This is a genomic window from Guyparkeria sp. SB14A, assembly GCF_005096345.1.
GTDB classification, from domain to species: Bacteria; Pseudomonadota; Gammaproteobacteria; order Halothiobacillales; family Halothiobacillaceae; genus Guyparkeria; species Guyparkeria hydrothermalis.
Window position 1 is genome coordinate 1 of record NZ_SWAW01000021.1, and the last position, 23,421, is coordinate 23,421.

Here is a 23,421-nt window from a genome sequence, read left to right on the forward strand (position 1 = left end):
GCCCGACCGACCGAGCCCGAGCCGGCGGAGGCCGCCGACACCGCCCCGAAGACCACCGCCGAGATGCTCGCCGAGCGCAGCCGCAAGGCTGAGGCCGACCAGGTTGCCGATCGGGCGACCGAGTCGGCCGCGGCCGACGAGGGGGCAGACGCCTCGGCCGGCGGCGAGTCGGATGCCGATCGGGCCGCCTTCTCCGAGGCACTGGCCGCCTGGAGCGAGCAGCTGGCCGGCGCGTCGGCCGAGCCCGACGCGGCCGACGAGCCGGCCGCGCGCTCGACCAAGCGCACGCCCTCGCACTGGGACTGGCTGGTCGAGGAGCAGGGCGAGGCCGAGGGCCGCCTGTCGACGCTGACCGAGGAGGTCGCCCAACTGCGCGACCTGTTCGAGCGCCAGCTTTCCGTGATGGAATGGCACCGTTTCAGCCAGGCGCATCCGGCCGAGGTGTCCACCGTCCAGCGCCTGCAGGACATCGGCCTGCCGACCGGCTTGGCACGCGAACTGGGTCGCGCCGCGGCACGGGCCCAGCCGGAGCGTGCCTTTGTCGAGGCACTCAAGATGCTCGGCGAGCAGCTCGAGCACCGGGCCGAAGACCCGGTCGAGGCCGGCGGCGTGTATGCCTTCGTCGGCCCGACCGGCGTGGGCAAGACCACCACGCTTGCCAAGCTGGCCGCGCGCTCGGTCCTGCATCGCGGCCGCGACTCGGTGGCGCTGATCAGCACCGACCGCTTCCGCATCGGCGCCCAGGAGCAGTTGCGCAACTACGCCCGTATCCTTAATGTGCCGTTGCACATCGCCCGGGACGAGACGCACCTGGCGCAGCTGCTCGAGGCCGTATCCGATAAGCACCTGGTGCTGATCGACACCTCCGGGATGTCGCAGCGCGACTTCCGCATGATGCAGAAGCTCGAGGCCCTGATGGGCGCGGGCGAGGCGGTCAAGCTCCTGCTGGTGCTGTCCGCCAACGCCCAGTACCCGGCGCTCGAGGACGTCAAGAAACGCTTTGCCGGCCTGCCGCTGCACGGCACCGTGCTGACCAAGCTCGACGAGACCGTCCTGCTCGGCGGCGGGCTCGCCGCCCTGGTCCGCCCGCTGGCCGGGGCCGACGGCGAGCCGCACCGGCTGCCGCTGGTCTGCGCCGGCGTCGGTCAGCGCGTGCCGGAGGACCTCTGGTTCCCGAAGGCCGCCGACCTGATCAAGCAGGCCCTGGAAATGGGGCAGTCACAACTCGAACACACCGACCGGGATGATCCGCTGTGGATGCTCAATCAAGCCGGATGACAACCCAACCCGTCAGCGGCCACGACCAGGCCGACGGGGCGCGCCACGCCAACGCCAATCGCCCGGTGCGGGTGATCGCCGTGACCAGCGGCAAGGGCGGCGTGGGCAAGACCAACGTCTCGGTCAACCTTTCCGTGGCACTCGCCCGCAGCGGCGACCGGGTGGTATTGATGGATGCCGACCTGGGGCTCGGCAACGTCGACGTCCTGCTTGGTCTACAGTCCCGGGGCAATCTGTCCCACGTGCTCGCCGGGCAGGCGACCCTCGACGAGATCATGCTCGAAGGCCCCGAGGGCATCGGCATCCTGCCGGCGGCCAGCGGGGTGGCCAGCATGGCCGGGCTGACGCCCGCCGAGAACGCCGGGTTGATCTCGGCCTTCTCCGGCATGCGTTGGCCGGTCGACACCCTGGTGGTCGATTCGGCCGCGGGCATCGCCGACTCGGTGGTGCGCTTCGCCGAGGCGGCCAGCGAGGTGGTCGTGGTGGTCTGTGACGAACCCGCCTCGATCACCGATGCCTACGCGGTCATCAAGGTGCTATCGCGCGAGCACGACGTCACCCGCTTCCACGTGGTCGCGAACATGGTGCGCGATGCCGCCGAGGGGCGGCGGCTGTTCGAGAAGCTCTCGGTGGCGGCCAAGCGGTTTCTCGACGTGACGCTCACCCACATGGGATCGGTGCCGTTCGACGATTACCTGCGTCGGGCGGTGCAGCGTCAGAAGACCGTCGTGCAGCTTTACGGCGGGGCGAAGTCGACGCGGGCGTTCACGGCGATGGCGGACAAGGTCAACCAGTGGCCAGTGCCGCGCGGGCCGCAGGGGCAGTTGCAGTTTTTCGTCGAGCGACTGGTGAACAACGCCGAGCTGGACCCCGAGAACCTGCTATGAATGCACGCGCCATGTATCAGAACGTTCAGGCCGGATCGACCGAAGCACTGGTCGCCAAGCACGCCGATCTCGTCAAGCGGGTCGCCTTCCACCTGCTCGGCCGGTTGCCTTCGCACGTCCAGGCCGAGGACCTGATCCAGGCCGGCATGGTCGGGCTCCTGGATGCCGCGCGCCTGTTCGATGGCGACAAGGGCGCGTCGTTCGAGACCTACGCCGGGCTGCGCATCCGTGGCGCGATGCTCGACGAGGTGCGTCGCAACGACTGGGCGCCGCGCTCGGTCTACCGGCGCCAGCGCGAGATCGCCCAGACCGTGGCGGAGATCGAGTCCGAGACCGGGCGCGAGGCGCGCGATGCCGAGGTCTGCGAGCGCATGGGCATCACCCTCGACGAGTACCACGCCGCACTCACCGATTCCTCCTCGGTGCACGTGGGCTCGCTCGATCACGGCGGCGAATCGGAAAACGAGACCTTCGACATCGCCGATCCCAACAGCCGGCAACCCGACGAGGCGCTGGCCGAGGATCACTTCCAGCGCGATCTCGCCGACTGCATCGACGAGCTCCCCGAACGGGAAAGACTGGTGATGTCCCTGTACTATGTCGAGGAACTCAACCAGAAAGAGATCGGCGCGGTGCTCGGCGTCAGCGAGTCGCGCGTCTGCCAGATCCACAACAAGGCGATCATGCGGTTGAAGACCGCGATGAACGCCTGGAAATAGCCGACCGATACCGCGCCCGTTGCTGCGACGGGCTCAATTATTTCCGGTCGGCGCCGATAGACCCTATCAAGCAACCCGAACAAGGCAACCTGCCTGGTACTGACAAACGATCCCAGGGGCGAAAATGGACCGAAACATGAAGATCCTCGTGGTGGACGATTTCTCCACGATGCGCCGGATCATCAAGAACCTCCTCAAGGAGCTTGGCTTCACGAACATCGAGGAGGCCGATGATGGCCAGACGGCATTGCCGCTGCTCAAGCAGGGCAATTTCGATTTTCTCGTCACCGACTGGAACATGCCCGGCATGACCGGCATCGACCTGCTGCGGGCGGTCCGTGCCGATGCGAACCTCGCCAGTCTGCCGGTGCTGATGGTGACCGCCGAGGCCAAGCGCGAGCAGATCGTGCTCGCCGCCCAGGAGGGCGTGAACGGCTATATCGTCAAGCCGTTCAACGGGGCCACCCTCAAGGAGAAGATCGACAAGATCTTCGAACGCGTCGAATCGTAGGGGCGCGGGATGACTCAAACAGAAGAGCAGGATTTCCAGCCGGTGGTCGGTCGCGAGAAGCGCCTGGCCGATGCCCGCGCGCTGGTGGAAGCGATCGAGAACGAGGATTCGGCCGGTGAGGCGCAACTGATCGGCGAGCTCACGGCTGCCTACTCGGGCAACATCTTCGACGAGGTCGGGCGGATGACCCGCGAGGTGCACGACACCTTGAAGAGCTTCGCCGAGGACGAGCGCCTGGGCGCGTTGGCCGAGGACGAGATGCCGGACGCGCGCGACCGCCTTCGCTACGTGATCACCCTGACCGAGCAGGCGGCCACGCGCACCCTGACCATCACCGAGGAAGCCACGCCCACTGCCGAGCAGATCGTCGATCGCTCGCAGCGACTCAAGGGCGAGCTGACTAAAGTCGCCGCGAGCGAGGCCGATAACGCTCGCCTGGGCGGCGTGGTCGACTCGATGACGCGTTACCTCGACTCGACCACGAATTGCGGCGAGCGCCTCAAGGGGCAGCTCACCGAGATCATGATGGCCCAGGAATTCCAGGACCTGTCCGGCCAGCTCCTGATGCGGGTGATCGACCTGCTCGAGCAGCTCGAGGAAAAGCTGGTCGGGCTGTTGCAGATTACCGCCCCGGTACGCGGCGCCAAGGGAGAGGACGGCAGGTCCGCCCCGGTCGAGCGGGCCGAGGACGGCGTCGGGCCGCAGTTGCCCAACGCCGGGGACAACGTGGTCAAGAACCAGGACGACGTCGACGACCTACTCGCCAGCCTGGGGTTCTGACCCGGCCGGTCGAGAAAATTGCCCGTCCGGCACGGCCGGGCAGGAACGTGGCGCCCACAGGGAAACGCCACCGAGCGAATGAGAGGCAAGCATGGCATTCGAACCCGACAACGAGCTGTTGCAGGACTTCCTGATCGAGGCCGGTGAGCTGCTCAACGGGCTGGATCAGCAGCTGATCGAGCTGGAGCAGTCGCCCGATGACGCCGACCGGCTCAATTCGGTGTTCCGCGCCTTCCATACCATCAAGGGCGGGGCCGGCTTCCTCGAGGTGCACCCGCTGGTGGAGGTCTGCCACCGCGCCGAGGACATCTTCAACCTGCTGCGCAACCACGAGATCACCATGAACAGCCGCATCATGGACGTGATGCTGCAGGTGATCGACGTGCTCAACGACATGTTCGACGCCCTGCGTGGCGGCCAGTACCCGGAAGACGTCTCCAAGGCCTTCCTCAAGGAAATCGAGGGGCTGGCCCACCAGGACGACGCCCCCGCGCCCGCCGCCCCGGCCGAGCCCGCCCCGAGCGAGGCCTCCGCGCGCGCCGAACCCACCCCGGCCACCGAGCCCATGGCCGACGAGGACGACGCCTTCGATCGCATGCTCGCCGACCTGGATGCTGCCGAGTCGGAATCCCCGTCGGCAAGCGGCGGCGCCGACGACCTGATCAGCGACGAGGAGTTCGAGAGCCTGCTCGACGAACTCCACGGCAAGGGCAAGTTCCAGGCGCCGACGCCGGAGGCGGATGCCGACAACGCCGAGGAGGCGAGCAGCGCCGCGGATTCCGACGAGATCACCGACGAGGAATTCGAGGCGGTGCTCGACGGGCTCTACGGCAAGGGCAAGGGGCCGACGGCCGCGGCCCCCAAGGCCGATGAGCCGGCCGAGGCGGCTGCCCCCGCGCCGTCGCCGCAGCCGGCCGCCGCCAAGAGCGAACCGCCCAAGCCGGCGGCAAAGCCTGCCGAGTCCACCAAGCCGGAGGCCAAGGCCAAGGGCGCCGACGCCCACAAGGCCCCGGTGGAAACCACCGTGCGTGTCGATACCGAACGGCTCGACAGCATCATGAACCTGGTGGGCGAGCTGGTGCTGGTGCGCAACCGCATGAACACGCTCAAGTCGACCTTCGAGAACGAGGAGATCGCCTCGGTCATCGCCACGCTCGACATGGTCACCTCCGACCTGCAGGGCGCGGTGATGAAGACCCGCATGCAGCCGGTCAAGAAGGTGTTCGGCCGCTTCCCGCGGGTGGTGCGCGATACCGCGCGCACGCTGGGCAAGGAGGTCAACCTCGAGCTCGAGGGCGAGGACACCGACCTCGACAAGAACCTGGTCGAGGCCCTGGCCGACCCGCTGATCCACCTGGTACGCAACGCGGTCGACCACGGCATCGAGATGCCGGACGACCGCGAGGCGAACGGCAAGGATCGCGCGGGTACCGTGCTGCTCTCGGCCGCGCAGGAGGGCGATCACATTCGCCTGTCCATCCAGGATGACGGCTCCGGGATGGACGCCGAGGTGTTGCGTCGCAAGGGCGTGGAGAAGGGGGTGGTCGATCCCGACACCGCCGAGCGCCTCACCGACCAGGAATGCTTCGAGCTGATCCTGCACCCGGGCTTTTCCACCAAAGACCAGATTTCCGACATTTCCGGTCGTGGCGTGGGCATGGACGTGGTCAAGACCGCGATCACCAAGCTCTCGGGCACCATCAGCATCGACTCGGTGCAGGGCGAGGGTACCCAGATCAACATCAAGGTACCGCTGACGCTGGCGATCCTGCCGACGCTGATGGTGATCGTCTCCGGTCGCAAGTACGCCATCCCGCTGTCGGTGGTCAACGAGATCTTCGAGATGGCCGACAAGGAAGTGAACGTGGTCGACGGCCAGTCGACCATCACGGTGCGCGACCGCGCCGTGCCGCTGTTCCGCATGACCGACTGGCTGGCCCTGCGTGGCGAAAAGCCGGGCACGCGCTGCGAGACCGACCAGGTGGTCATGGTCCAGCATGGCGCGCAATTGATGGCCCTGGTGGTCGACTCGGTCATCGGCCAGGAAGAAGTGGTGATCAAGCCCTTGGGCGAGCTCCTGCGGGTGGTCGACGGGTTTGCCGGCGCGACCATCACCGGCGACGGACACATCGCCCTGATCCTCGACCTGCCGGGCATGGTGCGCCGCAACACCGGCCGTGGTCGTCAACGCCTGCGTTCGGTGGCCTGACCGATGCCGATCCGCCTTCTGATCGTCGACGACTCGCTGTTCTTTCGCCGTGCGCTGCGTGAGGTCTTCTCCAGCGACCCGCGCCTGGAAGTGGTGGGCGAGGCGTCAAACGGCCGTCAGGCCGTGCTCAAGGCCTGCGAACTCAAGCCCGACATCATCACCATGGACGTCGAGATGCCGATCATGGACGGCATCTCGGCGGTGCGACGGATCACGGATCGTTGCCCGACCCCCATCCTGATGCTCTCGGCCCTGACCAAGGCCGGGGCCGAGGCCACGCTCGATGCGCTGGATGCCGGCGCGGTCGACTTTTTTCCCAAGAACGGCGACGACCCGGAGGATACGCTGGCCCGCTCCGGGCGGCGGCTGTGCTCGCGGGTACGTATGCTGGCGCTGCGCTCGCAGCGCGAGTCCGGCTCCGGGGGGGCTGGTGCCGGGGCACGTTCGGAGACCCCTCCGGCGGCTTCCGAACCGCGACAACGCGGCGGGCGAAGTGCGCCCAGCGGCTTTCTCAGCCGCCAGGGCCTGGTCGTGATCGGTGCATCGACCGGTGGCCCGGCCGCCGTGCCGGCCGTGCTCGGCAAGCTGCCCACGGACTTTCCGGTGCCGATCGTGATCGCCCAGCACATGCCCGGCGCCTTCACCGGCCCGTTCGCCCAGCGGCTGAACGACTCCATGCCGATCCGCGTGATCGAGGCCTCCGACGGCGAGGTGCTCCGCCCGGGCACCGCCTACGTCATCCCGGGTGGCAAGCACGGCGAGCTCGCCGGACGGCACGGTGCCTACAAGCTCAACCTGCGCGCCCCGGTTGCCGATGAACACTACCGGCCGAGCGTCAGCCTGGCGTTTTCCTCGGCCGCGCGCGTGGCCGGGGACGACCTGCTGGCGGTGGTGCTGACCGGCATGGGGGACGACGGCGCCGAAGGGGCGCGTCAGGTCACTGCGGCGCGCGGTCATGTCTGGGCGCAGGATCAGGCGACCAGCGTCATCTACGGGATGCCGGCGGCCGTGGCCAAGGCAAACCTGGCCGAGTCGATCCTGCCCCTGGGGCAGATCGGCGCGGCGATCGGAGGGGCATTGCGATGAAGATCTGGGCCGTAGCGAATCAGAAGGGCGGGGTGGGCAAGACCACCACCAGCGTCAGCCTGGCCGGGCATCTCGCCCGCGAAGGCAAGCGGGTGCTGCTGGTCGACCTCGACCCGCACGGTTCCATGACCGTCTACTTCGGCATGGAACCCGAGGCCCCGGGCGCGAGTGTCTACTCGCTGTTCAAGTCGGCCGCCGAGGGCCAGCCGCTCGACCCGGCCCGCGTGGTGCACCCCACCGCGTTCGACGGCATCAGCCTGATGCCGGCCTCCACGGCGCTGGCCACGCTCGACCGTCAGCTCGGCATGCGTGACGGCATGGGGCTGGTGCTCAAGCGCTCGATCGACCGCATCCGCGACGACTATGACTACGTCCTGATCGACTGCCCGCCGATCCTGGGCGTGACCATGGTCAATGCCCTGGCGCTGGCCGAGTTCCTGATCGTGCCGGTGCAGACCGAATTCCTCGCGCTCAAGGGCCTCGAGCGGATGCTGCGGACCTTGGCGATGGTGCAGCGCTCGCGCCGGCAGCGACTCGAGTACGTGATCCTGCCGACCATGTTCGACCGTCGTACGCGGGCCTCCCACGACACGCTGCGCATCCTGCACGATCGCTATCACGACGACGTCTGGACCGACGTCATCCCGATCGACACCCAGTTCCGCGAGGCGAGTCGCCAGGGCAAGCCCTTGCCGATGATCCAACCGGACGCCCGCGGCAGCGAGGCGTACAAGCAGTTTCTCCACTGGCTGGAAACCCACGTCGGGGGGCAGGCGATGGCGCCCGCCGCCGAGCTGGGTGCCAGCGGTGCCCGTCTGCAGGAGTCCCGCTGATGGCCGCCGAAAAGCAGCATGACAGCCGGCAGTCGATCGTCGATCAGGACGCCGCGATCACGGCCTACCTCGACGGGCTGCTGCGTGACCCCGAGGCCGATGGCCAGCCCGAGGCCAGCGCACCCCGTCGTGCGCCCGGGCTCAAGGTGATCAACGTGCCGGAGGAAGCCCCGGTCGCCGCCGACGCCACCCCGGCGCCCGCCGCCCCCGTCGAGCAGCCGGCCGACGAGGGGGAGACCGGCGCGGCCAGCGACGTGACTGCCGAGTTCGACGACGTTGCCGAATCCGACCTCCTGGAGGCCGCCGGTGCCGAATCTCGTCCGATGGAGGCCGAGTCGTCCGTGGAGACGATGGACGAGGCGTCCGCGCCCGTCGAATCGGCTGCCGCGGAGACGACGAGCGAGCCCGCGACCGCCGATCATGAGCCGGAAGCCACGGCTGTCCCGGCCGAGCCGGTGCAGGACGACCGCTGGGCCTGGCTGCGCGTCGGTGGCATGACCATGGCCGTCCCGGCCGGTGCCGTGGCCTCGCGGCACGCGGACCCCGTGCTGGATCCGGTCCCGGGCGCGCCGGCCCACGTGGCCGGTGCGCTGAACGTCGACGGGCGTCCGCGCCTGATCCTGTCGTTGGCGACGCTTACCGGTCTGCGCGAGCGAGACAATGCCGCGCGCGAGGTCTTCCTGCTCGGCAAGGGCGGCTTGTGGGGCGTGGTCGGTGAACGTGTCGATCAGCCGCCCGCATTGGACGACGAGGCCGTCGAGTGGCGCAGCGAGTCACAGAAAGCGGGTCGCCGTCCGTGGCTTTCGGGCACGGCGTCGGCGATGGGTGTGGCCGTGCTCGACGAAACCGGCCTACGCGCGGCGCTGCGAGCGTCTCGGTGATCCAGGTGACCCAAGAGGTGAACACAAGATGAATCAAGCGATGGAAAAGACCCGGACCGCGGAAGAGTACGACGAGGAACTCGAGGCGCAGGACCAGGGGCCCTTGTCGCGCTGGGTCAACTTCACCGTCGATGACGAGACCTACGCCCTGAACGTGCTGGACGTCCAGGAGGTGTTGCGCGACGCGGAGATCACCCCGATTCCCGGGGCCCCGGACGCCATCATTGGCATCATCAACCTGCGCGGCAACGTGGTGACCGTGGTGGACGCCCGCACCTTCTTCGGCCTCGAGGAAAAGGCCTGGGACGAGAACAGCCGGATCATGGTCATCGAGGTGGCCTCGGGCGAGATCGTCGGCCTGGTGGTCGACAGTGTCGCCGAGGTAATCGCGCTGCCGCAGACGGTGGTCGATCAGGCCATGATGGCGGTCGCCGATGACCGGGCGCGACATATCCTGGGCATCGTGCCGCAGGACGAGAAATTGATTATCCTTGTCGACATGAAGAGTCTCTCCGAAATCTCGACCCCATGACCCTGCCGCCCCTCTGGCTTGCAGCCGCCGCCCTGGTCCTCGGCCTGATCGTCCTGTTGGTCACCCTGTCCCTGCATCGCGGGGTCAAGCGGGCGCAGCTGACCCGAGAGCGGTGGTTCCAGACCCAGCTGGAGCGCCTCGAACGGGAACATCGCGGTCTCGAGTCGGCACTGGCCGGTTTCGGTCGGCACATCGATCAGATCGACGAGCGCGTCGAGACACTCGGCGAACGGATTACCCAGCTCAACGCGCGCATCGATGCGGTGGCGGCCGACGACGATCAGCCGGGCTTCGGTCATGCGCTGCGACTGGCCTCGCAGGGACGGGTAAGCGTCGACGAGCTGATCGAGGACTTCGGCCTGTCGGAGAGCGAAGCGCGGCTGCTGATGCAGGTCAATCGGCCGGAAGAGGATCGCCGCTTTTCGCCGTGATGCGGGCTCCGTCGCTCCGCTCGTCGGCGGATGACAGGCAACAGACGAAAGAAGGCCCGCCAATCTGGCGGGCCTTCTTTCGTTGGGGTCAGGGAAACCCGGCGGGGTTTCCTGGGATGGTGTGTCCGTCAGTCCTCGGCCTCGCGCTCGGCGGCCGCGCGGATCGCCTCGCGCAGCAACTCGCGCACCGGGGCCGTGTCCGGGCGCTTGCCGTGCCAGAGGGTGAAACTCTCGGCCGCCTGCTCGACGAGCATGCCCAGTCCGTCCAGGGCACGCCCCCCGCGCGATGCGCCCCATTCCATGAACACCGTCGGCTTGGCGCCGTAGGCCATGTCGTAGGTCACGGTGCCCGAGCCGACCAGGGCGTCCGGCAGCGGGGGAAGCTGCGCCGTCAGGCTGGCCGGTGTGGCATTGATGATCAGGTCGAAGCGGGATTCCTCGATGCCCGCCAGCGGACAGCCGGAGAGCAGGCAGTCGCCGGCGGCGTCGCTGAATTCCTCGACCAGGCCGTAGGCCCGTTCGGGGTTGCGGTTGGCGACCACCAGCTCCTGGGGCGCTTGTTGCAGGAGGGGGGCAAGCACTCCGCGCGTCGCCCCACCGGCGCCCAGGATCAGCAGGCGACGGCGGGTGATCTCGACCCCATGGAAGGCGAGATCGTTGACCAGGCCGACGCCATCGGTGTTGTCGGCGTAGATCGGCTCGTCGCCGGACTCCGGGAAAACCAGCGTGTTGGCCGCCAGGGCCCGCTGGGCGCGCTCGCTGTGTGTCGTTGCCAGGTCGAAGGCCTCCAGCTTGAACGGCACGGTCACGTTCATGCCGCGACCGCCGCGCTCGATGAAGGCGGCCACGGCCTCCTCGAAGCCGTCGATCGGCGCCCAGATCTTCTCGTAGGTCAGCTCGATGCCAACCTGACGGGCGAAGGCGCGGTGGATCAGCGGGGATCGCGAATGCTCGATCGGATTGCCGATCACGGCGTACAGCGCTGGCGTGTTGGTGGCCATTGGGGTCCGGGTCACAGGTTCATGGGGGCGAGGTGCTCGCGCGACCAGGCGGCCCGTTCGGCCGCCGTTTCATCGCGCGAGAGGTGGTCGACGTGCTGGTCGACGCGCTCGATACGGTGACGCAATCCCTCGCCGTTTGCAACCTGGATGGAGAGCCCCGGACGGGCGTTTAGCTCGAGGATCAACGGCCCCAGCTCGCGGTCGAGGACCACGTCCACGCCCAGGTAGCCAAGCCCCGTCATGTCACTGCATTTGGCGGCCATTTCCAGCAGTGACTGCCACTCGGGAATCGCCACGCCGCTGATTGGTTCGCGGGTGTCCGGGTGGTGGGTGACGCGCCGGTTGTGGGCAACGCCGTCGAGGGTGTGGCCACCGGCCATGTCCACCCCGGCGCCGATCGCCCCCTGGTGCAGGTTGGCCTTGCCGTCGGACTGAGTGGTGGGCAGCCGCACCATCGCCATCAGCGGGTAGCCCCGGTAGACGATGGTGCGGATGTCCGGCACGCCCTGGAAGCTGATCTTCTCGAACAGCGGCGAGAACTTGACCCGGTACTCGATCATCGCGACATCGGGCCGCCCGCCGAGGCTGTAGGCCCCGGCCAGGATGTTGGAGATGTGCAGGCCGATCGCGTCGATGCCGATCGCCCGCCCCGAGCTCTTGCGGTAGACCAGCGGCTTGTCCGACTGCTTGCCGTCGATCACCAGGATGCCGTCACCGCCGGCGCCGTTGGCCGGCTTGATCACGAACTCCTCGTGCTCGCCTACCCACTTGGCCAGCTGCTTGATCTCGTGGGTGCTGCGGATCACCCCGTAGAGGGCCGGGACCCGGAGGCCGGATTCCTCGGCCAGCTCCTTGGTCAACAGCTTGTCGTCAACCAGCGGGTAGTAGCGGCGCTCGTTCATCTGGGCGATGAACTCGCCGTTGCGCTGGTTCATGCCCAATACCCCCAGCTCCCTGAGCCGGCGCGGGGAAATCGGCCAGTCGATCGCCATCAGCGTGGCTCCCCCGGCCGATCGTTTCCGGTCGGCTCGGGGCGGCGTGCCTGCGCGAGCGTCTTGAAGGCGCGGAAGCGGAACAGCTCGGTGAGTCGGTAGCCGGTGTAGCGACCGATCAGCAGGGTGAAGGCGAGCACGACCAGCAGCAGCTCGGGGAAAACGAAGAACAGGTGGGTGACGTAGGTATTGACCATGACCAGGTAGGCCAGTGCCGCGACCACCAGGGAGCCGGTTGCCTGCGCCAACGCGTCACCGGGGCCGTGTTCCTCCCAGACGATCGAGACCCGCTCGATGGTCATCGCCAGGATCACCATCGGGAACAGCCCGACCGACAGGCCGATGTCGAGGCCCAGGCGATGCGAGACGATGCTGATCAGCGCCATCAGCAGGATCACCACGATCACCACCGCGGCCAGTCGCGGCACCAGCAGCAGCTTGAGACGCTCGAGGTAGAACCGGATCGCCAGGCCCAGGGCGACGATCAGCGTGAACAGCACCACGCCGCCGACCAGCTGCGTCTCCCGGAAGGACAGCGCGATCAGCACCGGCATGAACGTGCCGAAGGTGCGGATGCCGATCACGTTGCGCAGCAGCACGATGATCAGGGCGCCGAGCGGTACCAGCAGCAGGACGCGGTAGGTGTTCTGCGCGTCGATCGGCAGGTCGAGCAGCGAGAAGTCCATCAGCCGGGACTCGGCGATGGTCGATTGCAGCTGGGCGGTTTCCACGGCGTCACGCAGGTTGCGCGTGGTCGCAAAGGTGAGCTCCACGTCCTCGAGCCCCGAGGTGGTCAACGCCGGCTGGTCGCCATGCCACCAGACCAGGAACTGGCGTGGGTAGCCGACGGTGCCGGTGCGCGGATCGATCGGTACCCAGCGACGCGAGTTGTGGACTTCGAGCCAGGTCGTCGGCGTGAGATTGCGGCCCTCGTCGGTCAGCATCACCCCGTGAGACATGCGCGCCGGGATGCGCGCGATGGCGAGCAGGCGGATCGCGAGCCGGGTGCGCTCGGTCTCGGTGGCGTCCGGCTTGAGGAACGCGGCGATGTTCTCGTCCGGGCGACTGGCGTTGACCTCCTTGACCAGCAGGGTGGCGAAGGTCTGGATGTCCGCCGAGCCGGCACGGATGTCCTCGACAAACGATTCGGCGGCCGACTTGAGGGGCTCCTCGAGCTTGGGCGGCGCGGCCGGGCCGGGGTAGGGCGAGGGCTGGATCTCTTCCTGGTCGCGGTAGACCGTTGCCTGGTAGTACAGGGTCTGGTTGCCCTCGGGGTTGCGTTTGGTCCAGACCGCCTCGCGTTGCCGGTCGCTCGACTGGGTGGTCAGGCCCCAGCCGCGCGAGACGAAACCCTCGTCGAGCAGGGTGTAGTGAGGCGGGTCGCTGGGCAGGGCGAAGCGGACCGAGGCCGGGGCCGTGCCCGGGTCCACCGCGATCTGTGCCTCGACCGTCCAGGTCTCCGTCTCGCGGTCCGGTGTCAGGGGAAAGCCCAGCGTGTCGTACTTGTACCAGGCGACCGAGAGGCCGACAACGGTCAGCAAAAGGACGACGAACAGTAGGTGAAGGCGTCTCATGATCGCGGGCAGGGCTCCGGCGGCGGGTTAGCTTGGTTCAAGCGGTGGACGGGTTACGGGTGGGGCCCCGTCGCCGTCCGAGTCACTCGCAGCTTGGCTCACGGGTGTCCTTGACCGCCGAGTCCACCAGCACGTGACCGGCCAGGTGGTTGCGGCCGACCAGCAGTGGGTAGTTCCATTTTTCGCGGTTGGTCAGGCTGACTTCCTCGGTGATCAGACGATCGCCGATGCAGAGGTCGAGTTCGACCACGTAGCGCTCCTGCGAGTCCTTGCCGTGGCGCTTGATGTGCACGATGCGGGTGACGGGTTCCTCGAGCTGCTGCTCTTCCTCGGTGTCACGGTTGACCACCGTGAAGCGCACCCAGTCCTCGCCGTCCTTCTCGAACTTCTCGATCTCGCGGGCATCGATCGACGAGGTGGTCGCGCCGGTGTCGAGCTTGCCGCGCATGTTGCGCTCGAGTTCCATCACGCGCACGTCCTCGATGTAACCGAAGATCTGCTTGTGCGTGTTGTCGTCGGCCTGGACCGGGACGGCCAGCAGGCAGGCCAGCATGGCCGCGCCGATGGTCCCGGTAGCTGCGATTCGATAGCGACTCATCAGCGATTACCCGTCGATCTTGCGAATGTCGCCGTCCGCCGTGCCGAGGATCAGCACGTCGGCCGGGCGCAGCGCGAAAATGCCGACGGTTACGACGCCGGGCAGGTCGTTGAGTTCCGTCTCGAGCTTGGCCGGCTCCATGATGCGCAGGTTGTGCACGTCGAGGATCTGGTTGCCGTTATCGGTGACGAAGCCGTCGCGGTAGACCGGCTGGCCGCCGCGCTTGACCAGTTCGCGGGCGATCATGCTGCGCGCCATCGGGATCACTTCGACCGGCAGCGGGAAGGCGCCCAGCACGTCGACGAGCTTGGTCTCGTCGGCGATGCAGACGAACTTCTTGGCCATCTGTGCGATGATCTTCTCGCGGGTCAGCGCACCGCCGCCGCCCTTGATCAGCTGCAGGTTTTCGTTCGACTCGTCGGCGCCGTCGATGTAGACCGGCACGGAGTCGACGCTGTTGAGGTCGAACACCTCGATGCCGTGGTCCTTCAGGCGCTGGGTGGAGGCCTCGGAGCTCGAGACCGCGCCCTCGATGCGGTTCTTGATCTTGGCCAGCTCGTCGATGAAGTAGTTGACCGTCGAGCCGGTGCCCACGCCGACGATGCTGCCTGCCGGTACGTACTCGATGGCGGCCTGGGCGGCCAGCTTCTTGCCTTGCTCGGTGTTGCTCATTCCAAAGTCACTCTAGTCGGGATGGGACCAACGGGGCGGCTCGACGCCGCGGGGCCCCAAAGGTTTGCTCCGGGCATTGCCCCGGGGATTACCCCAGGGTTTTCCGGGTTTCTGATAACCTCTTATCCTATATCACTCGCGCCGTTTGGCGGGCAACAGCCCCGATGTCGGCGCCCAATCACCCATCACGAGGTGCGGACTTGACGCCCCTGTTGCGCGACTATCTCGAGGCGATCCTCAAGGCCCGGGTCTACGACGTGGCGATCGAGTCGCCGCTTGAACCGGCCATCCAGCTTTCCGAACGCATCGGCAACCGGGTGCTCTTGAAGCGCGAGGACATGCAGCCGGTGTTCTCCTTCAAGCTGCGCGGCGCCTATCACAAGATCCACAAGCTCTGGCGCGAGGGCCGCCTCGGTGGCGGCGTGATTGCTGCCTCGGCCGGCAACCACGCCCAGGGGGTGGCGCTGGCCGCCCAGACCCTGGGCCTGCGCGCGGTGATCGTGATGCCCGAGACCACCCCGGCGATCAAGGTCGATGCCGTGCGTCGCCGCGGCGCCGAGGCGGTGCTGGTGGGCGATGCCTTCGACGATGCCTTCGCCCACGCCAAGACCCTGATCGAGTCCGAGGGGCTTACCTACATCCCGCCCTACGACGACCCCGACATCATCGCCGGGCAGGGCACCGTGGGCGCGGAAATCCTGCGCCACCATCCCGATCCGATCCACGCGATCTTCGTGCCGGTCGGTGGTGGCGGGTTGATTGCCGGCGTGGCCGCCTACGTGAAGGCCCTGCGCCCGGAGATCCGCGTGATCGGCGTCGAGCCCGAGGATGCCGCCTGTCTCGCCGCGGCGATGGCCGCCGACGAGCGGGTGATCCTCGAGCAGGTCGGCCTGTTCGCCGATGGCGTCGCCGTGAGCCAGATCGGCGAGTACCCCTTCGAGGTGGCGCGCGAGGCGGTCGACGAGGTCATCACCGTGGATATCGACGAGATGGCCGCGGCGATCAAGGACATCTTCGACGACACCCGCAGCATCAACGAGGCGGCCGGGGCGCTCGCCACCGCGGGGCTCAAGCGCTACGCCCGCGAGCGGGGTCTGACCGGCGAGACCCTGGTCGCGATCGCCTCCGGGGCGAACATGAACTTCGACCGGCTGCGCTTCGTCGCCGAGCGTGCCGAGATCGGCGAGCACCGCGAGGCGCTGTACGCGGTCACGATCCCCGAGCGGCCGGGCGCGTTCCTCGCCTTCTGCGAGCTGTTGGGTCGGCGCCAGATCACGGAGTTCAACTACCGCTACGCCGATGCCGACCGGGCGCATATCTTCGTCGGCATCAAGCTCGCCGAACAGGCCGACCGCCAGCGTGTCTACGAGCAGCTTTGCGCGGCCGACTACCCCGTGATCGATCTCACCGACAACGAGATGGCCAAGCTGCACGGGCGGCACATGGTTGGCGGGCACGCGGGCGATATCCGCGACGAGCGGCTGTTCCGCTTCGAGTTTCCCGAGCGTCCCGGGGCCCTCTTGAAGTTCCTCTCCCACCTGGGGGCGCGCTGGAACATCAGCCTGTTCCACTACCGCAACCACGGTGCCGACTACGGTCGGGTGCTGGTGGGCATCCAGGTGCCCGAGGCCGAGGTCGACGAGTTGACCACCTACCTCGAGCAGCTGCGCTATCCCTACTGGGCCGAGAGCGACAACCCGGTCTACCCGCTGTTCCTGGCGTAGGCCGGGGCCGGCAGGGGTCAAAAGAAACCGCGCCGAGGCGCGGTTTTTTCGTTTCCGTGGGGCGGGGCGTGTCAGCCCTGATCCTCCAGCGAGAGAATGTGCTCCCACTGGTCCTCGGTCACCGGCATGATCGACAGGCGGTTGCCGCGGCGTACCAGCGGCATCTCCTCGAGGGCCGGGTCGGCCTTGAGCTCGGGCAGCGGGATCAGGCGCTGGGTGTGGCGGACGTACTTGACGTCCACCAGCAGCCAGCGCGGCTTGTCCGGGTCGGACTTCGGATCGTAGTACTTCTCGTCCGGGTCGAAGGCGGTGGGGTCCGGGCGCGCCTCGCTGACGATGTCCATGATGCCGACGATGCCCGGGACCTTGGTGTTCGAATGGTAGAAGAAGGCCCGGTCGCCCGGCTTCATCTCGTCCCGGATCATGTTGCGCACCTGGTAGTTGCGAATGCCGTCCCAGGGTTCGGTGCCGACGCGCTCGAGGTCGTCGATGGAAAAGGCGTCGGGCTCGGATTTCATCAGCCAGTAGGCCATGACAGTCTCCTGTGCGTAAATCGGTCGTTCAGTCGGAATCCGGGGCGGTGCGCTGGCGGGCGTCGATCACGCCCGTATCGGTGACGATGTAATCGAGCGGCTGGTCCCAGGGATCGACCGGCAACGAGTCGACTTCCTGGCAGCCGAAGGCCACGCCGATGGCGAGCGGTCGTCGGCCGTGACGCTTGGCCAAGGCGCGATCGTAGAAGCCGGCGCCCATGCCGAGGCGGTTGCCATGCGCATCGAAGCCCACCAGCGGGATCAGCAGGGCATCCAGGCTGTTGATGCCGCGCCGCCGTGGGTCATCGGACTCGATGATGCCGAACTGGTTGGTGCGCCGTCTCGGCATGCGTCGGTGCGAACAGGCCGTGAGCGGATCGGCATGATGGAAGGCCAGTCGGCGGTCGGGCAGGACGCGTGGCAGCCAGATCTGGCCGCGATGGCGTTTGAGCCAGCCGTCGAGCTCGGGCTCGCCGTCGAAGGCGCAGTAGGCGGCGACCGCCCGGAGGGAAAGCCCGCGCGTCAGTCGTTCGAGGCGGGCCTCGAGTCGGCGGATGGCCTGGAATCGATCAAAGCCGCCCAGCGCCTTTCGGCGCGCGCGCAGGGCTTTTCTCAGGGCGGCTTTATCGAGCATCGTCACGATTCGATCAAAGAAGAAGGCCTGCACGCGGGCGGTGTCGCATTCGTGCAGACCTTCTGGGGTGAGGTGTCTTCCAGGGCGCCGCTGGCGGCGCTACGACCTTGAACCGATAGGGTTCAAGTCGGGGACAACGCCTGGCTCATCAGGCTTTCCGCCCAGCTCAAGGCTTGGGCGGACATGCACACAGAACCGTTTTGTTGTCCCCTGTGTCGCAAATTAAGGCTCAAGGGATAGAGCGCAACCTGGCGAACGTCCCAGAAGACTGTCTTCATGCTAGGTCCGCTGGACGGTGCTTTCAAGCATTGTTGCGTCGCCAGGCGATCTGTTCGCCGGCTCAGTGCTGCTCCATGGCCTCGAGCAGGCGGTCGATGCGGCCGGCCAGCTCGCCGTTGTCGAGATCCTCGGGCAACTCGAGTTCACGGCCTTCGAGCAGCTGGCGGGTAATGTTCAGCGCCGCAAGCACGGCAATCCGCTCGGTGCTGAGCACCTTGCTGGTCTTGCGGATTTCGGCCATCTCGTCATTCAGGTACTCGGCCGTGCGCAGCAGCATGCCCTGTTCTTCCGGCGGGCAGACGATTCGGTAATCCTTTTCCATCACCCGGACGGTGACGGGGTGGTTCCGCTGGCTCATGGGTCAATCCTCGCGTTGGGTCTCGGCGGTCTCGTCCTCAAGACGCCGCAACTGGCCGGCCAGTTCCTCGATCCGGTCATGGCTGTGCCCGATCAGTCGGCGCAGTTCCCGGTTTTCCTCGGCCAGTGACGCCGCTTGCGCGCGCATTTCGCTGCGCTCGGCATGGGCTCGCTCGGCGGCGGCGAGCAGTCGTTCGATCTTGTCGGCAAGCCCTTCGGCCATGGTGTCGAATCTCCGCGTGAATCGCCCCAACGCATCCGCTGGGATGCCGGGCGGGATGACGGGTGGGCCGGACCCCGGAAGTCAGGCGGGCGGGCGCCCGGATCTCCGGCGGCAGTCTATCATTTGCCCGGCATAGCGGTGACAATGTGGCCAAAGCCCTCGCCAGGACCCTGGCAAGGGCCTAGCAAGAGCTTGGCAAGAGCTTGGCAACGCCGACAGGCAACCAGACCGGGCAAACACGCAACGAGACGCGCAATGACCGAATATCAACGATTTCAGCAAGCCCTCGACTCGATCGGTGCGCTGGCCAATCCGGCCGAGGCACACGGGGTCCTGATCGGCATGTGGATCGGTGGCGGCCCCGCCGAGGAGTCGCGCTGGCTGGCCGAGCTGGTCGAGGAAGATCAGCCGCCGCAGGCGCCGCCAACGGCGCTTTCCGAGCTCTACCAGCGTCTGGTCGAGCAGGTCACCACGGCCGACAATCTCGGCCTCGATCTGGTGCTGCCCGATGAGGAGACGAGCCTCAAGACGCAGGTGGAAGGGCTGATCGATTTCGCCCAGGGCGTGCTCTACGGCTACGCGATCGAGAATGGCCCCGCCCGCCGAGCGCTCGGGGACGATGCCCGTGAGGTGTTCGACGATCTGGGCGATATCGCCCAGCTTGACCCCGAGTCGGTCAAGACCGAGGACGATGCCTTCGATATCCACCAGATCGAGGAGTATCTCAGCTCCGCGCTGCTGGTGATGTACCTGCAGTTGCACCCGCCGATCCCCGAGACGGCCGGCTCGCAGCGCCTGCAGTAACCCTTGAGCAAGGGCTGCAGGAACATTCCTGCCGGCCTTCCTTGAACACATCGATTCAGACCACGAGCGACGAGATGCAATTGATCGGCCCTTCTCCGACCGAGCGCCGTGAATACCAGCGCCGCCGCAAGCGCCTGATCAAGGCCATCGGCAAGCGCAGTGCCGCCATCGTGCCGGCGGCCGTGGAACAACAGCGCAACCACGACAACCCCTGGCCCTTCCGCCAGTCGAGCGACTTCTACTACCTCACCGGCCTGGCCGAACCGGATGCCCTGTTGCTGATCTGTCCCAAGCGTCCGGAGGGGGAGGTGATCGCCTTCGTCCACCCGCGCGATCCGGAACGCGAGCGCTGGGAGGGGCCGCAACTGGGCACGGAGCGGGCCCCGGCGGCTCTGGGGGTCGATCAGGCCTTCGCCATCGACGAGATCGACGAGCGGCTGCCCGAACTGCTCAAGGGCTACAACAAGTGCTATCTGCCGTTCGATCAGCACGACTGGGTGCTGAATGCCCTGGGCTGGTTCGACGAACTGCGCCGCGGCGCACGCGCGGGTGTCCAGCCGCCGGAAACGATCAAGGATGTTGCCGGCCCGATCCACGAGCAGCGCCTGATCAAGTCGGCGCAGGAGATCGATCGGCTGCGTCGGGCGTGCGCCGTGTCGGTCGAGGCGCACCTGGCCGCCGCGCGCGGCGTGCATGCCGGTCTGTTCGAGTTCGAGATCGCCGCGATCCTGCAGAAGGTCTTTGCCAGCGCGCACGGTGAGCCGTCGTTTGCCCCGATCGTTGCCGGCGGCGCCAATGCCTGCGTGCTGCATTATCGTGCCAACGTCGCCGAGCTCAAGGACGGCGATCTGGTGCTGATCGATGCCGGCGCGGAGGTCGACTACTACGCCGGTGACATCACCCGCACCTGGCCGGTCAGCGGCACGTTCAGCAAGCCGCAGCGCGCGCTCTATCAACTGGTGCTCGACGCCCAACTGGCCGCGATCGAGGCGATTGCCCCCGGGGTGTCCTTCGATGCCCCGCATCAGGCCGCCGTGCGTGTGATCACGGACGGGCTGATCGAGCTGGGGTTGATCGAGGGGCCGGTTGACGAGGCGATCGAGGCCGGGCGCTACCGGAGCTACTTCATGCACCGCACCGGCCACTGGCTGGGGTCGGACGTCCATGACGTGGGCGGCTATCGAGTCGATGGTGACTGGCGTGAGCTCGAGCCGGGCATGGTGATGACCGTCGAGCCCGGCCTCTACATCGATCCGCAGTCGGACGCGCCCGAGGAATACCGCGGCATCGGCATTCGCATCGAGGATGACGTGCTGGTCACCGAGGATGGGCACGACGTACTCACCCGCGGGGTGCCCAAGGAAATCGACGCGATCGAGGCCCTGTTCGCCGGGCGCCGTGACCCGGTCAGCGAGCCGCTCGAGTAGATCCTGGAACAACCCCTGGAGTGGACCGGACCATGACACGCAATGCGGCGATGCGCGACGAGGCATTCGACACCGACGTGATGATCGTCGGGGGCGGGATGGTGGGTGGCGTGCTGGCGCGTGCCTTGGCCGCCGATGGCTGGTCGGTCGAGGTGATCGAGCCGCGCCGTCCCGACGAGTCGGCCAGCTTCGATCGCCGCCTGACCGCGGTGGCCGATGCCGGCTGGCAGTATCTCGATACACTCGGACTGGTCGATGCGCCGCTGGCGGCGGCCGCCGAACGTATTCGCGAGGTGCGGGTGTTCGATCGCGGTCACTTCGGCCTGACCCGGATCACCGCCCGATCGGCCGGCGTCGAGGCGCTGGGCTACGTCATGCCCAACCGGGCGCTGGGCGAACGGCTCGAATCCCTGCTGGCCGAGCCGCCGACGGGCGAGGGCCGTATCCGGTATCACCGACCGGCACGCTACGAGAGCCATGACGGCGATGCCGAGGGTGTGAACGTCGAGATCCACCACGACGATGAGGGCACGCTCACCCGGCGCGTACGTCTGATCGTGGCGGCGGACGGCGCGGAATCGGCGGTGCGCGAACAGGCGGACATGGCCGTCACGCGTCGCGAATACGATCAGGTGGCCACGGTGGCCACGGCCATGCCGGCACGCCCGCACGGCGGGGTGGCGTTCGAGTGTTTCACCACCGGCGGCCCGCTGGCGGTGCTCCCGGCCGCCGAGGGGCGAGTATCGCTGGTCTGGGTGGCGCGTCGCGCCGAGGCCGAGCGACTCGCCACACTGGATGACGCGGCCTTCGCCGAGGCGGTGGATGAGACCTTCGGTCACCGGCTGGGTGGCTTTTCGGCACTCACGCCGCGTGGGCAGTATCCGCTGACCCTGGTGACCGCGAAAGAGCCGGTCGCCGATCGGCTGGTGGTGCTGGGCAATGCCGCTCATGCCCTGCATCCGGTCGCCGGTCAGGGTTTCAATCTCTGCCTGCGTGACATCCGCGATCTTGCCCGGGTGTTGCGTGCCGACCGCGGTGCGTCGGTCGACCCGGGTGATCCGGCGCGGCTCGAGCGCTACCGCTCGCTGCGCGCGGCCGACTACCGACGCACCATCGGCCTGACCGACGGGCTGGTGCGCGGCTTCTCGCTCGACCTGCCCGGTCTCGGTCACCTGCGTGGCGGGACCCTGTCGTTCTTCGACGGCCTGCTGCCGCTGAAGAACCGCCTGGTGCGGGCCACGCGGGGGATCGCCTGATGGCCTCGAGCACAAGTCGACACCACGCGGACGTGATCGTGGTCGGCGGCGGCATGGTCGGTGCCGCCACGGTCGTGGCGCTGGCGCAGGAGGACCTCGAGGTCGCCCTGATCGAACGCGAGCCGCCGGCCCCGCTGGGTGGCGATGATCCCTTCGATTTGCGTGTCTCGGCGCTGGCCCCGGCTAGCATCGCGCTGCTCGACCGGCTGGGCGCCTGGCCGGGCATCCGCGCCGAGCGGGCCGCGCTCTATCGGCGCATGCGTGTCTTCGACACCGCCGGGCCGGGTGACCTGACCTTCGATGCCGCCGAGGTGGGGCGACCCTACCTGGGTTATATCGTCGAGAACCGGCGCGTTCAGCTGGCATTGTGGAAACAGCTGCGCGAGTTCGACAACGTCGAGTGTTTCACGGGCAGCCAGCCCCAGCGTCTCGAGGTGGGTGATCGGGACGTCACCCTGACGCTCGCCGACGGCCGCGAGCTGCGCGCCGATCTGGTCATTGGTGCCGACGGACAGCGTTCGTGGGTACGCGAGGCCGCGGGCATCGGTGCGGCCAGTCGCGATTACCCGGTCGCCGCCCAGATCCTCTCGGTCGAGACCGCTTACCCGCAGCAGGACATCACCTGGCAGCGATTCACCCCCGACGGCCCGCAGGCCTTCCTGCCGCTGGCCGGCCACCGCGGCTCGCTGGTCTGGTACGACGCCCCCGAACGGATTCGAGCCCGACATGCGCTCTCGCCCGAGGCCCTGGGCGAGGCGGCGATGGCCGCGTTTCCCGACGAGCTCGGCGAGATCACCCGGGTGGCAGGCCAGGCCTGGTTCCCCATCCGGCGGATGCACGCGCATCGCTACTGGGCCGATCGGGTGCTGCTGGTCGGTGACGCCGCGCACTCGATCCACCCGTTGGCCGGGCAGGGGGCGAACCTCGGTTTTGCTGACGTCGAGGCCTTGGCCGACATCGTGCGGGAGATGGGCGATCGCGGTCTCGGCGACGCGCGGCTGGCGCGCGCCTACGAGCGTCGTCGACGCGCGGACAACCAGCTGGTCCAGTCATTGATGGATGGATTCGACTGGGGTTACCGCCGCGTCGATCCATTGACGGTCGCCACGCGCACGGCCGCGACCCAGCTGGTCGCCGGCGTGCCGCCGCTGCGCCGCTGGATGACGCGGATGGCCGGCGGCAGCCGACTGGGGTCGTGAC

At 67.7% G+C, this 23,421-nt stretch carries 25 protein-coding genes and 1 other RNA gene; 16 read left to right on the forward strand and 10 right to left on the reverse strand.

The features are described from left to right. The 11 genes from flhF to FAZ79_RS08575 form a co-directional block, all read left to right on the forward strand. Positions 1-1,278: flagellar biosynthesis protein FlhF (gene flhF, locus FAZ79_RS08525; protein WP_136867553.1), on the forward strand; the 1,278-nt coding region annotated here is incomplete at its 5' end. Beyond that, a complete protein-coding gene (locus tag FAZ79_RS08530) occupies positions 1,275-2,165 on the forward strand; it encodes a MinD/ParA family protein (protein WP_136867554.1) in 891 nt (296 codons plus the stop codon). The genes flhF and FAZ79_RS08530, both read left to right, overlap by 4 nt. Before the next feature lie 11 nt (positions 2,166-2,176). Continuing rightward, positions 2,177-2,884 (forward strand): RNA polymerase sigma factor FliA, encoded by a 708-nt coding sequence (locus FAZ79_RS08535; protein WP_247709529.1) that lies wholly within the window; start codon positions 2,177-2,179, stop codon positions 2,882-2,884. Between the two features lie 124 nt (positions 2,885-3,008). Then, on the forward strand, positions 3,009-3,395 hold the full coding sequence (gene cheY / locus FAZ79_RS08540; protein ID WP_136867556.1) for a chemotaxis response regulator CheY: 387 nt from the start codon (positions 3,009-3,011) through the stop codon (positions 3,393-3,395). Between the two features lie 9 nt (positions 3,396-3,404). Beyond that, positions 3,405-4,175 carry a protein phosphatase CheZ gene (locus FAZ79_RS08545; protein WP_136867557.1) on the forward strand — a complete coding sequence of 257 codons (771 nt, stop codon included), beginning with the start codon at positions 3,405-3,407 and terminating at the stop codon, positions 4,173-4,175. Positions 4,176-4,266: 91 nt separating this feature from the next. Next, entirely contained in the window at positions 4,267-6,384 is a 2,118-nt protein-coding gene (locus FAZ79_RS08550) for a chemotaxis protein CheA (RefSeq protein WP_136867558.1), read from the forward strand. A gap of 3 nt (positions 6,385-6,387) precedes the next feature. After that, positions 6,388-7,470, forward strand: a complete 1,083-nt coding sequence (locus FAZ79_RS08555) for a chemotaxis response regulator protein-glutamate methylesterase (RefSeq protein ID WP_136867559.1) — start codon at positions 6,388-6,390, stop codon at positions 7,468-7,470. Further along, positions 7,467-8,303: a ParA family protein gene (locus FAZ79_RS08560; RefSeq protein WP_136867560.1), complete on the forward strand. Its 837-nt coding sequence runs from the start codon at positions 7,467-7,469 to the stop codon at positions 8,301-8,303. The genes FAZ79_RS08555 and FAZ79_RS08560 overlap by 4 nt, the downstream gene beginning before the upstream one ends. Beyond that, a complete protein-coding gene (locus tag FAZ79_RS08565) occupies positions 8,303-9,184 on the forward strand; it encodes a chemotaxis protein CheW (RefSeq protein WP_136867561.1) in 882 nt (293 codons plus the stop codon). The genes FAZ79_RS08560 and FAZ79_RS08565 overlap by 1 nt, the downstream gene beginning before the upstream one ends. Positions 9,185-9,212: 28 nt before the next feature. Next, positions 9,213-9,716 (forward strand): chemotaxis protein CheW, encoded by a 504-nt coding sequence (locus FAZ79_RS08570; protein ID WP_231505805.1) that lies wholly within the window; start codon positions 9,213-9,215, stop codon positions 9,714-9,716. Beyond that, positions 9,713-10,147 (forward strand): DUF2802 domain-containing protein, encoded by a 435-nt coding sequence (locus tag FAZ79_RS08575; RefSeq protein WP_136867562.1) that lies wholly within the window; start codon positions 9,713-9,715, stop codon positions 10,145-10,147. Before FAZ79_RS08570 ends, FAZ79_RS08575 begins: the two co-directional genes overlap by 4 nt. A gap of 128 nt (positions 10,148-10,275) precedes the next feature. Here FAZ79_RS08575 and aroE read toward each other — a convergent pair whose 3' ends face one another. The 5 genes from aroE to rpiA form a co-directional block, all read right to left on the reverse strand. Next, a complete protein-coding gene (aroE, locus tag FAZ79_RS08580) occupies positions 10,276-11,148 on the reverse strand; it encodes a shikimate dehydrogenase (protein WP_136867563.1) in 873 nt (290 codons plus the stop codon). Positions 11,149-11,159: 11 nt separating this feature from the next. Continuing rightward, positions 11,160-12,140, reverse strand: coding sequence for an alpha-L-glutamate ligase-like protein (locus FAZ79_RS08585; RefSeq protein ID WP_231505806.1), 981 nt, complete (start codon positions 12,138-12,140; stop codon positions 11,160-11,162). Continuing rightward, complete coding sequence (locus FAZ79_RS08590; RefSeq protein WP_136867564.1) at positions 12,140-13,714, reverse strand: inactive transglutaminase family protein; 1,575 nt, start codon at positions 13,712-13,714, stop codon at positions 12,140-12,142. Before FAZ79_RS08590 ends, FAZ79_RS08585 begins: the two co-directional genes overlap by 1 nt. 82 nt (positions 13,715-13,796) lie before the next feature. After that, complete coding sequence (locus FAZ79_RS08595) at positions 13,797-14,312, reverse strand: RimK/LysX family protein (protein ID WP_136867565.1); 516 nt, start codon at positions 14,310-14,312, stop codon at positions 13,797-13,799. Positions 14,313-14,318: 6 nt separating this feature from the next. After that, on the reverse strand, positions 14,319-14,984 hold the full coding sequence (rpiA, locus tag FAZ79_RS08600; RefSeq protein ID WP_136867566.1) for a ribose-5-phosphate isomerase RpiA: 666 nt from the start codon (positions 14,982-14,984) through the stop codon (positions 14,319-14,321). 164 nt (positions 14,985-15,148) lie between these two features. On the opposite strand from rpiA, the gene ilvA reads away from it, so the two are divergent. Next, the gene (ilvA, locus tag FAZ79_RS08605; RefSeq protein ID WP_136867567.1) at positions 15,149-16,708 is read left to right on the forward strand and encodes a threonine ammonia-lyase, biosynthetic; all 1,560 of its coding nucleotides are present in this window, start codon (positions 15,149-15,151) and stop codon (positions 16,706-16,708) included. 71 nt (positions 16,709-16,779) lie between these two features. On the opposite strand, the gene FAZ79_RS08610 is transcribed toward ilvA, so the two are convergent. The 5 genes from FAZ79_RS08610 to FAZ79_RS11485 all read right to left on the reverse strand — a co-directional run bounded on the left by FAZ79_RS08610 (position 16,780) and on the right by FAZ79_RS11485 (position 18,734). Beyond that, entirely contained in the window at positions 16,780-17,241 is a 462-nt protein-coding gene (locus tag FAZ79_RS08610) for an EVE domain-containing protein (protein WP_136867568.1), read from the reverse strand. 28 nt (positions 17,242-17,269) lie between these two features. Further along, positions 17,270-17,875, reverse strand: coding sequence for a 5-formyltetrahydrofolate cyclo-ligase (locus FAZ79_RS08615; RefSeq protein WP_136867569.1), 606 nt, complete (start codon positions 17,873-17,875; stop codon positions 17,270-17,272). 72 nt (positions 17,876-17,947) lie between these two features. After that, a non-coding RNA gene (gene ssrS, locus FAZ79_RS08620) (6S RNA) lies at positions 17,948-18,145 on the reverse strand. A 70-nt stretch (positions 18,146-18,215) separates the two neighbouring features. Further along, positions 18,216-18,512 (reverse strand): cell division protein ZapA, encoded by a 297-nt coding sequence (locus tag FAZ79_RS08625; RefSeq protein ID WP_136867570.1) that lies wholly within the window; start codon positions 18,510-18,512, stop codon positions 18,216-18,218. A gap of 3 nt (positions 18,513-18,515) precedes the next feature. Then, entirely contained in the window at positions 18,516-18,734 is a 219-nt protein-coding gene (locus FAZ79_RS11485; RefSeq protein WP_169303651.1) for a hypothetical protein, read from the reverse strand. Positions 18,735-18,989: 255 nt separating this feature from the next. Here FAZ79_RS11485 and FAZ79_RS11490 point away from each other — a divergent pair, with 255 nt between their 5' ends. From FAZ79_RS11490 to FAZ79_RS08645, 4 genes are all read left to right on the forward strand, one after another. Further along, a complete protein-coding gene (locus tag FAZ79_RS11490) occupies positions 18,990-19,538 on the forward strand; it encodes a UPF0149 family protein (RefSeq protein WP_169303652.1) in 549 nt (182 codons plus the stop codon). Positions 19,539-19,612: 74 nt separating this feature from the next. Further along, a complete protein-coding gene (locus tag FAZ79_RS08635) occupies positions 19,613-20,965 on the forward strand; it encodes an aminopeptidase P N-terminal domain-containing protein (RefSeq protein ID WP_136867572.1) in 1,353 nt (450 codons plus the stop codon). 32 nt (positions 20,966-20,997) lie between these two features. Then, positions 20,998-22,221 (forward strand): FAD-dependent monooxygenase, encoded by a 1,224-nt coding sequence (locus FAZ79_RS08640; RefSeq protein ID WP_136867573.1) that lies wholly within the window; start codon positions 20,998-21,000, stop codon positions 22,219-22,221. Beyond that, positions 22,221-23,420 (forward strand): FAD-dependent oxidoreductase, encoded by a 1,200-nt coding sequence (locus tag FAZ79_RS08645; RefSeq protein WP_136867574.1) that lies wholly within the window; start codon positions 22,221-22,223, stop codon positions 23,418-23,420. The genes FAZ79_RS08640 and FAZ79_RS08645 overlap by 1 nt, the downstream gene beginning before the upstream one ends. The last annotated feature ends 1 nt before the right edge of the window (position 23,421 follow it).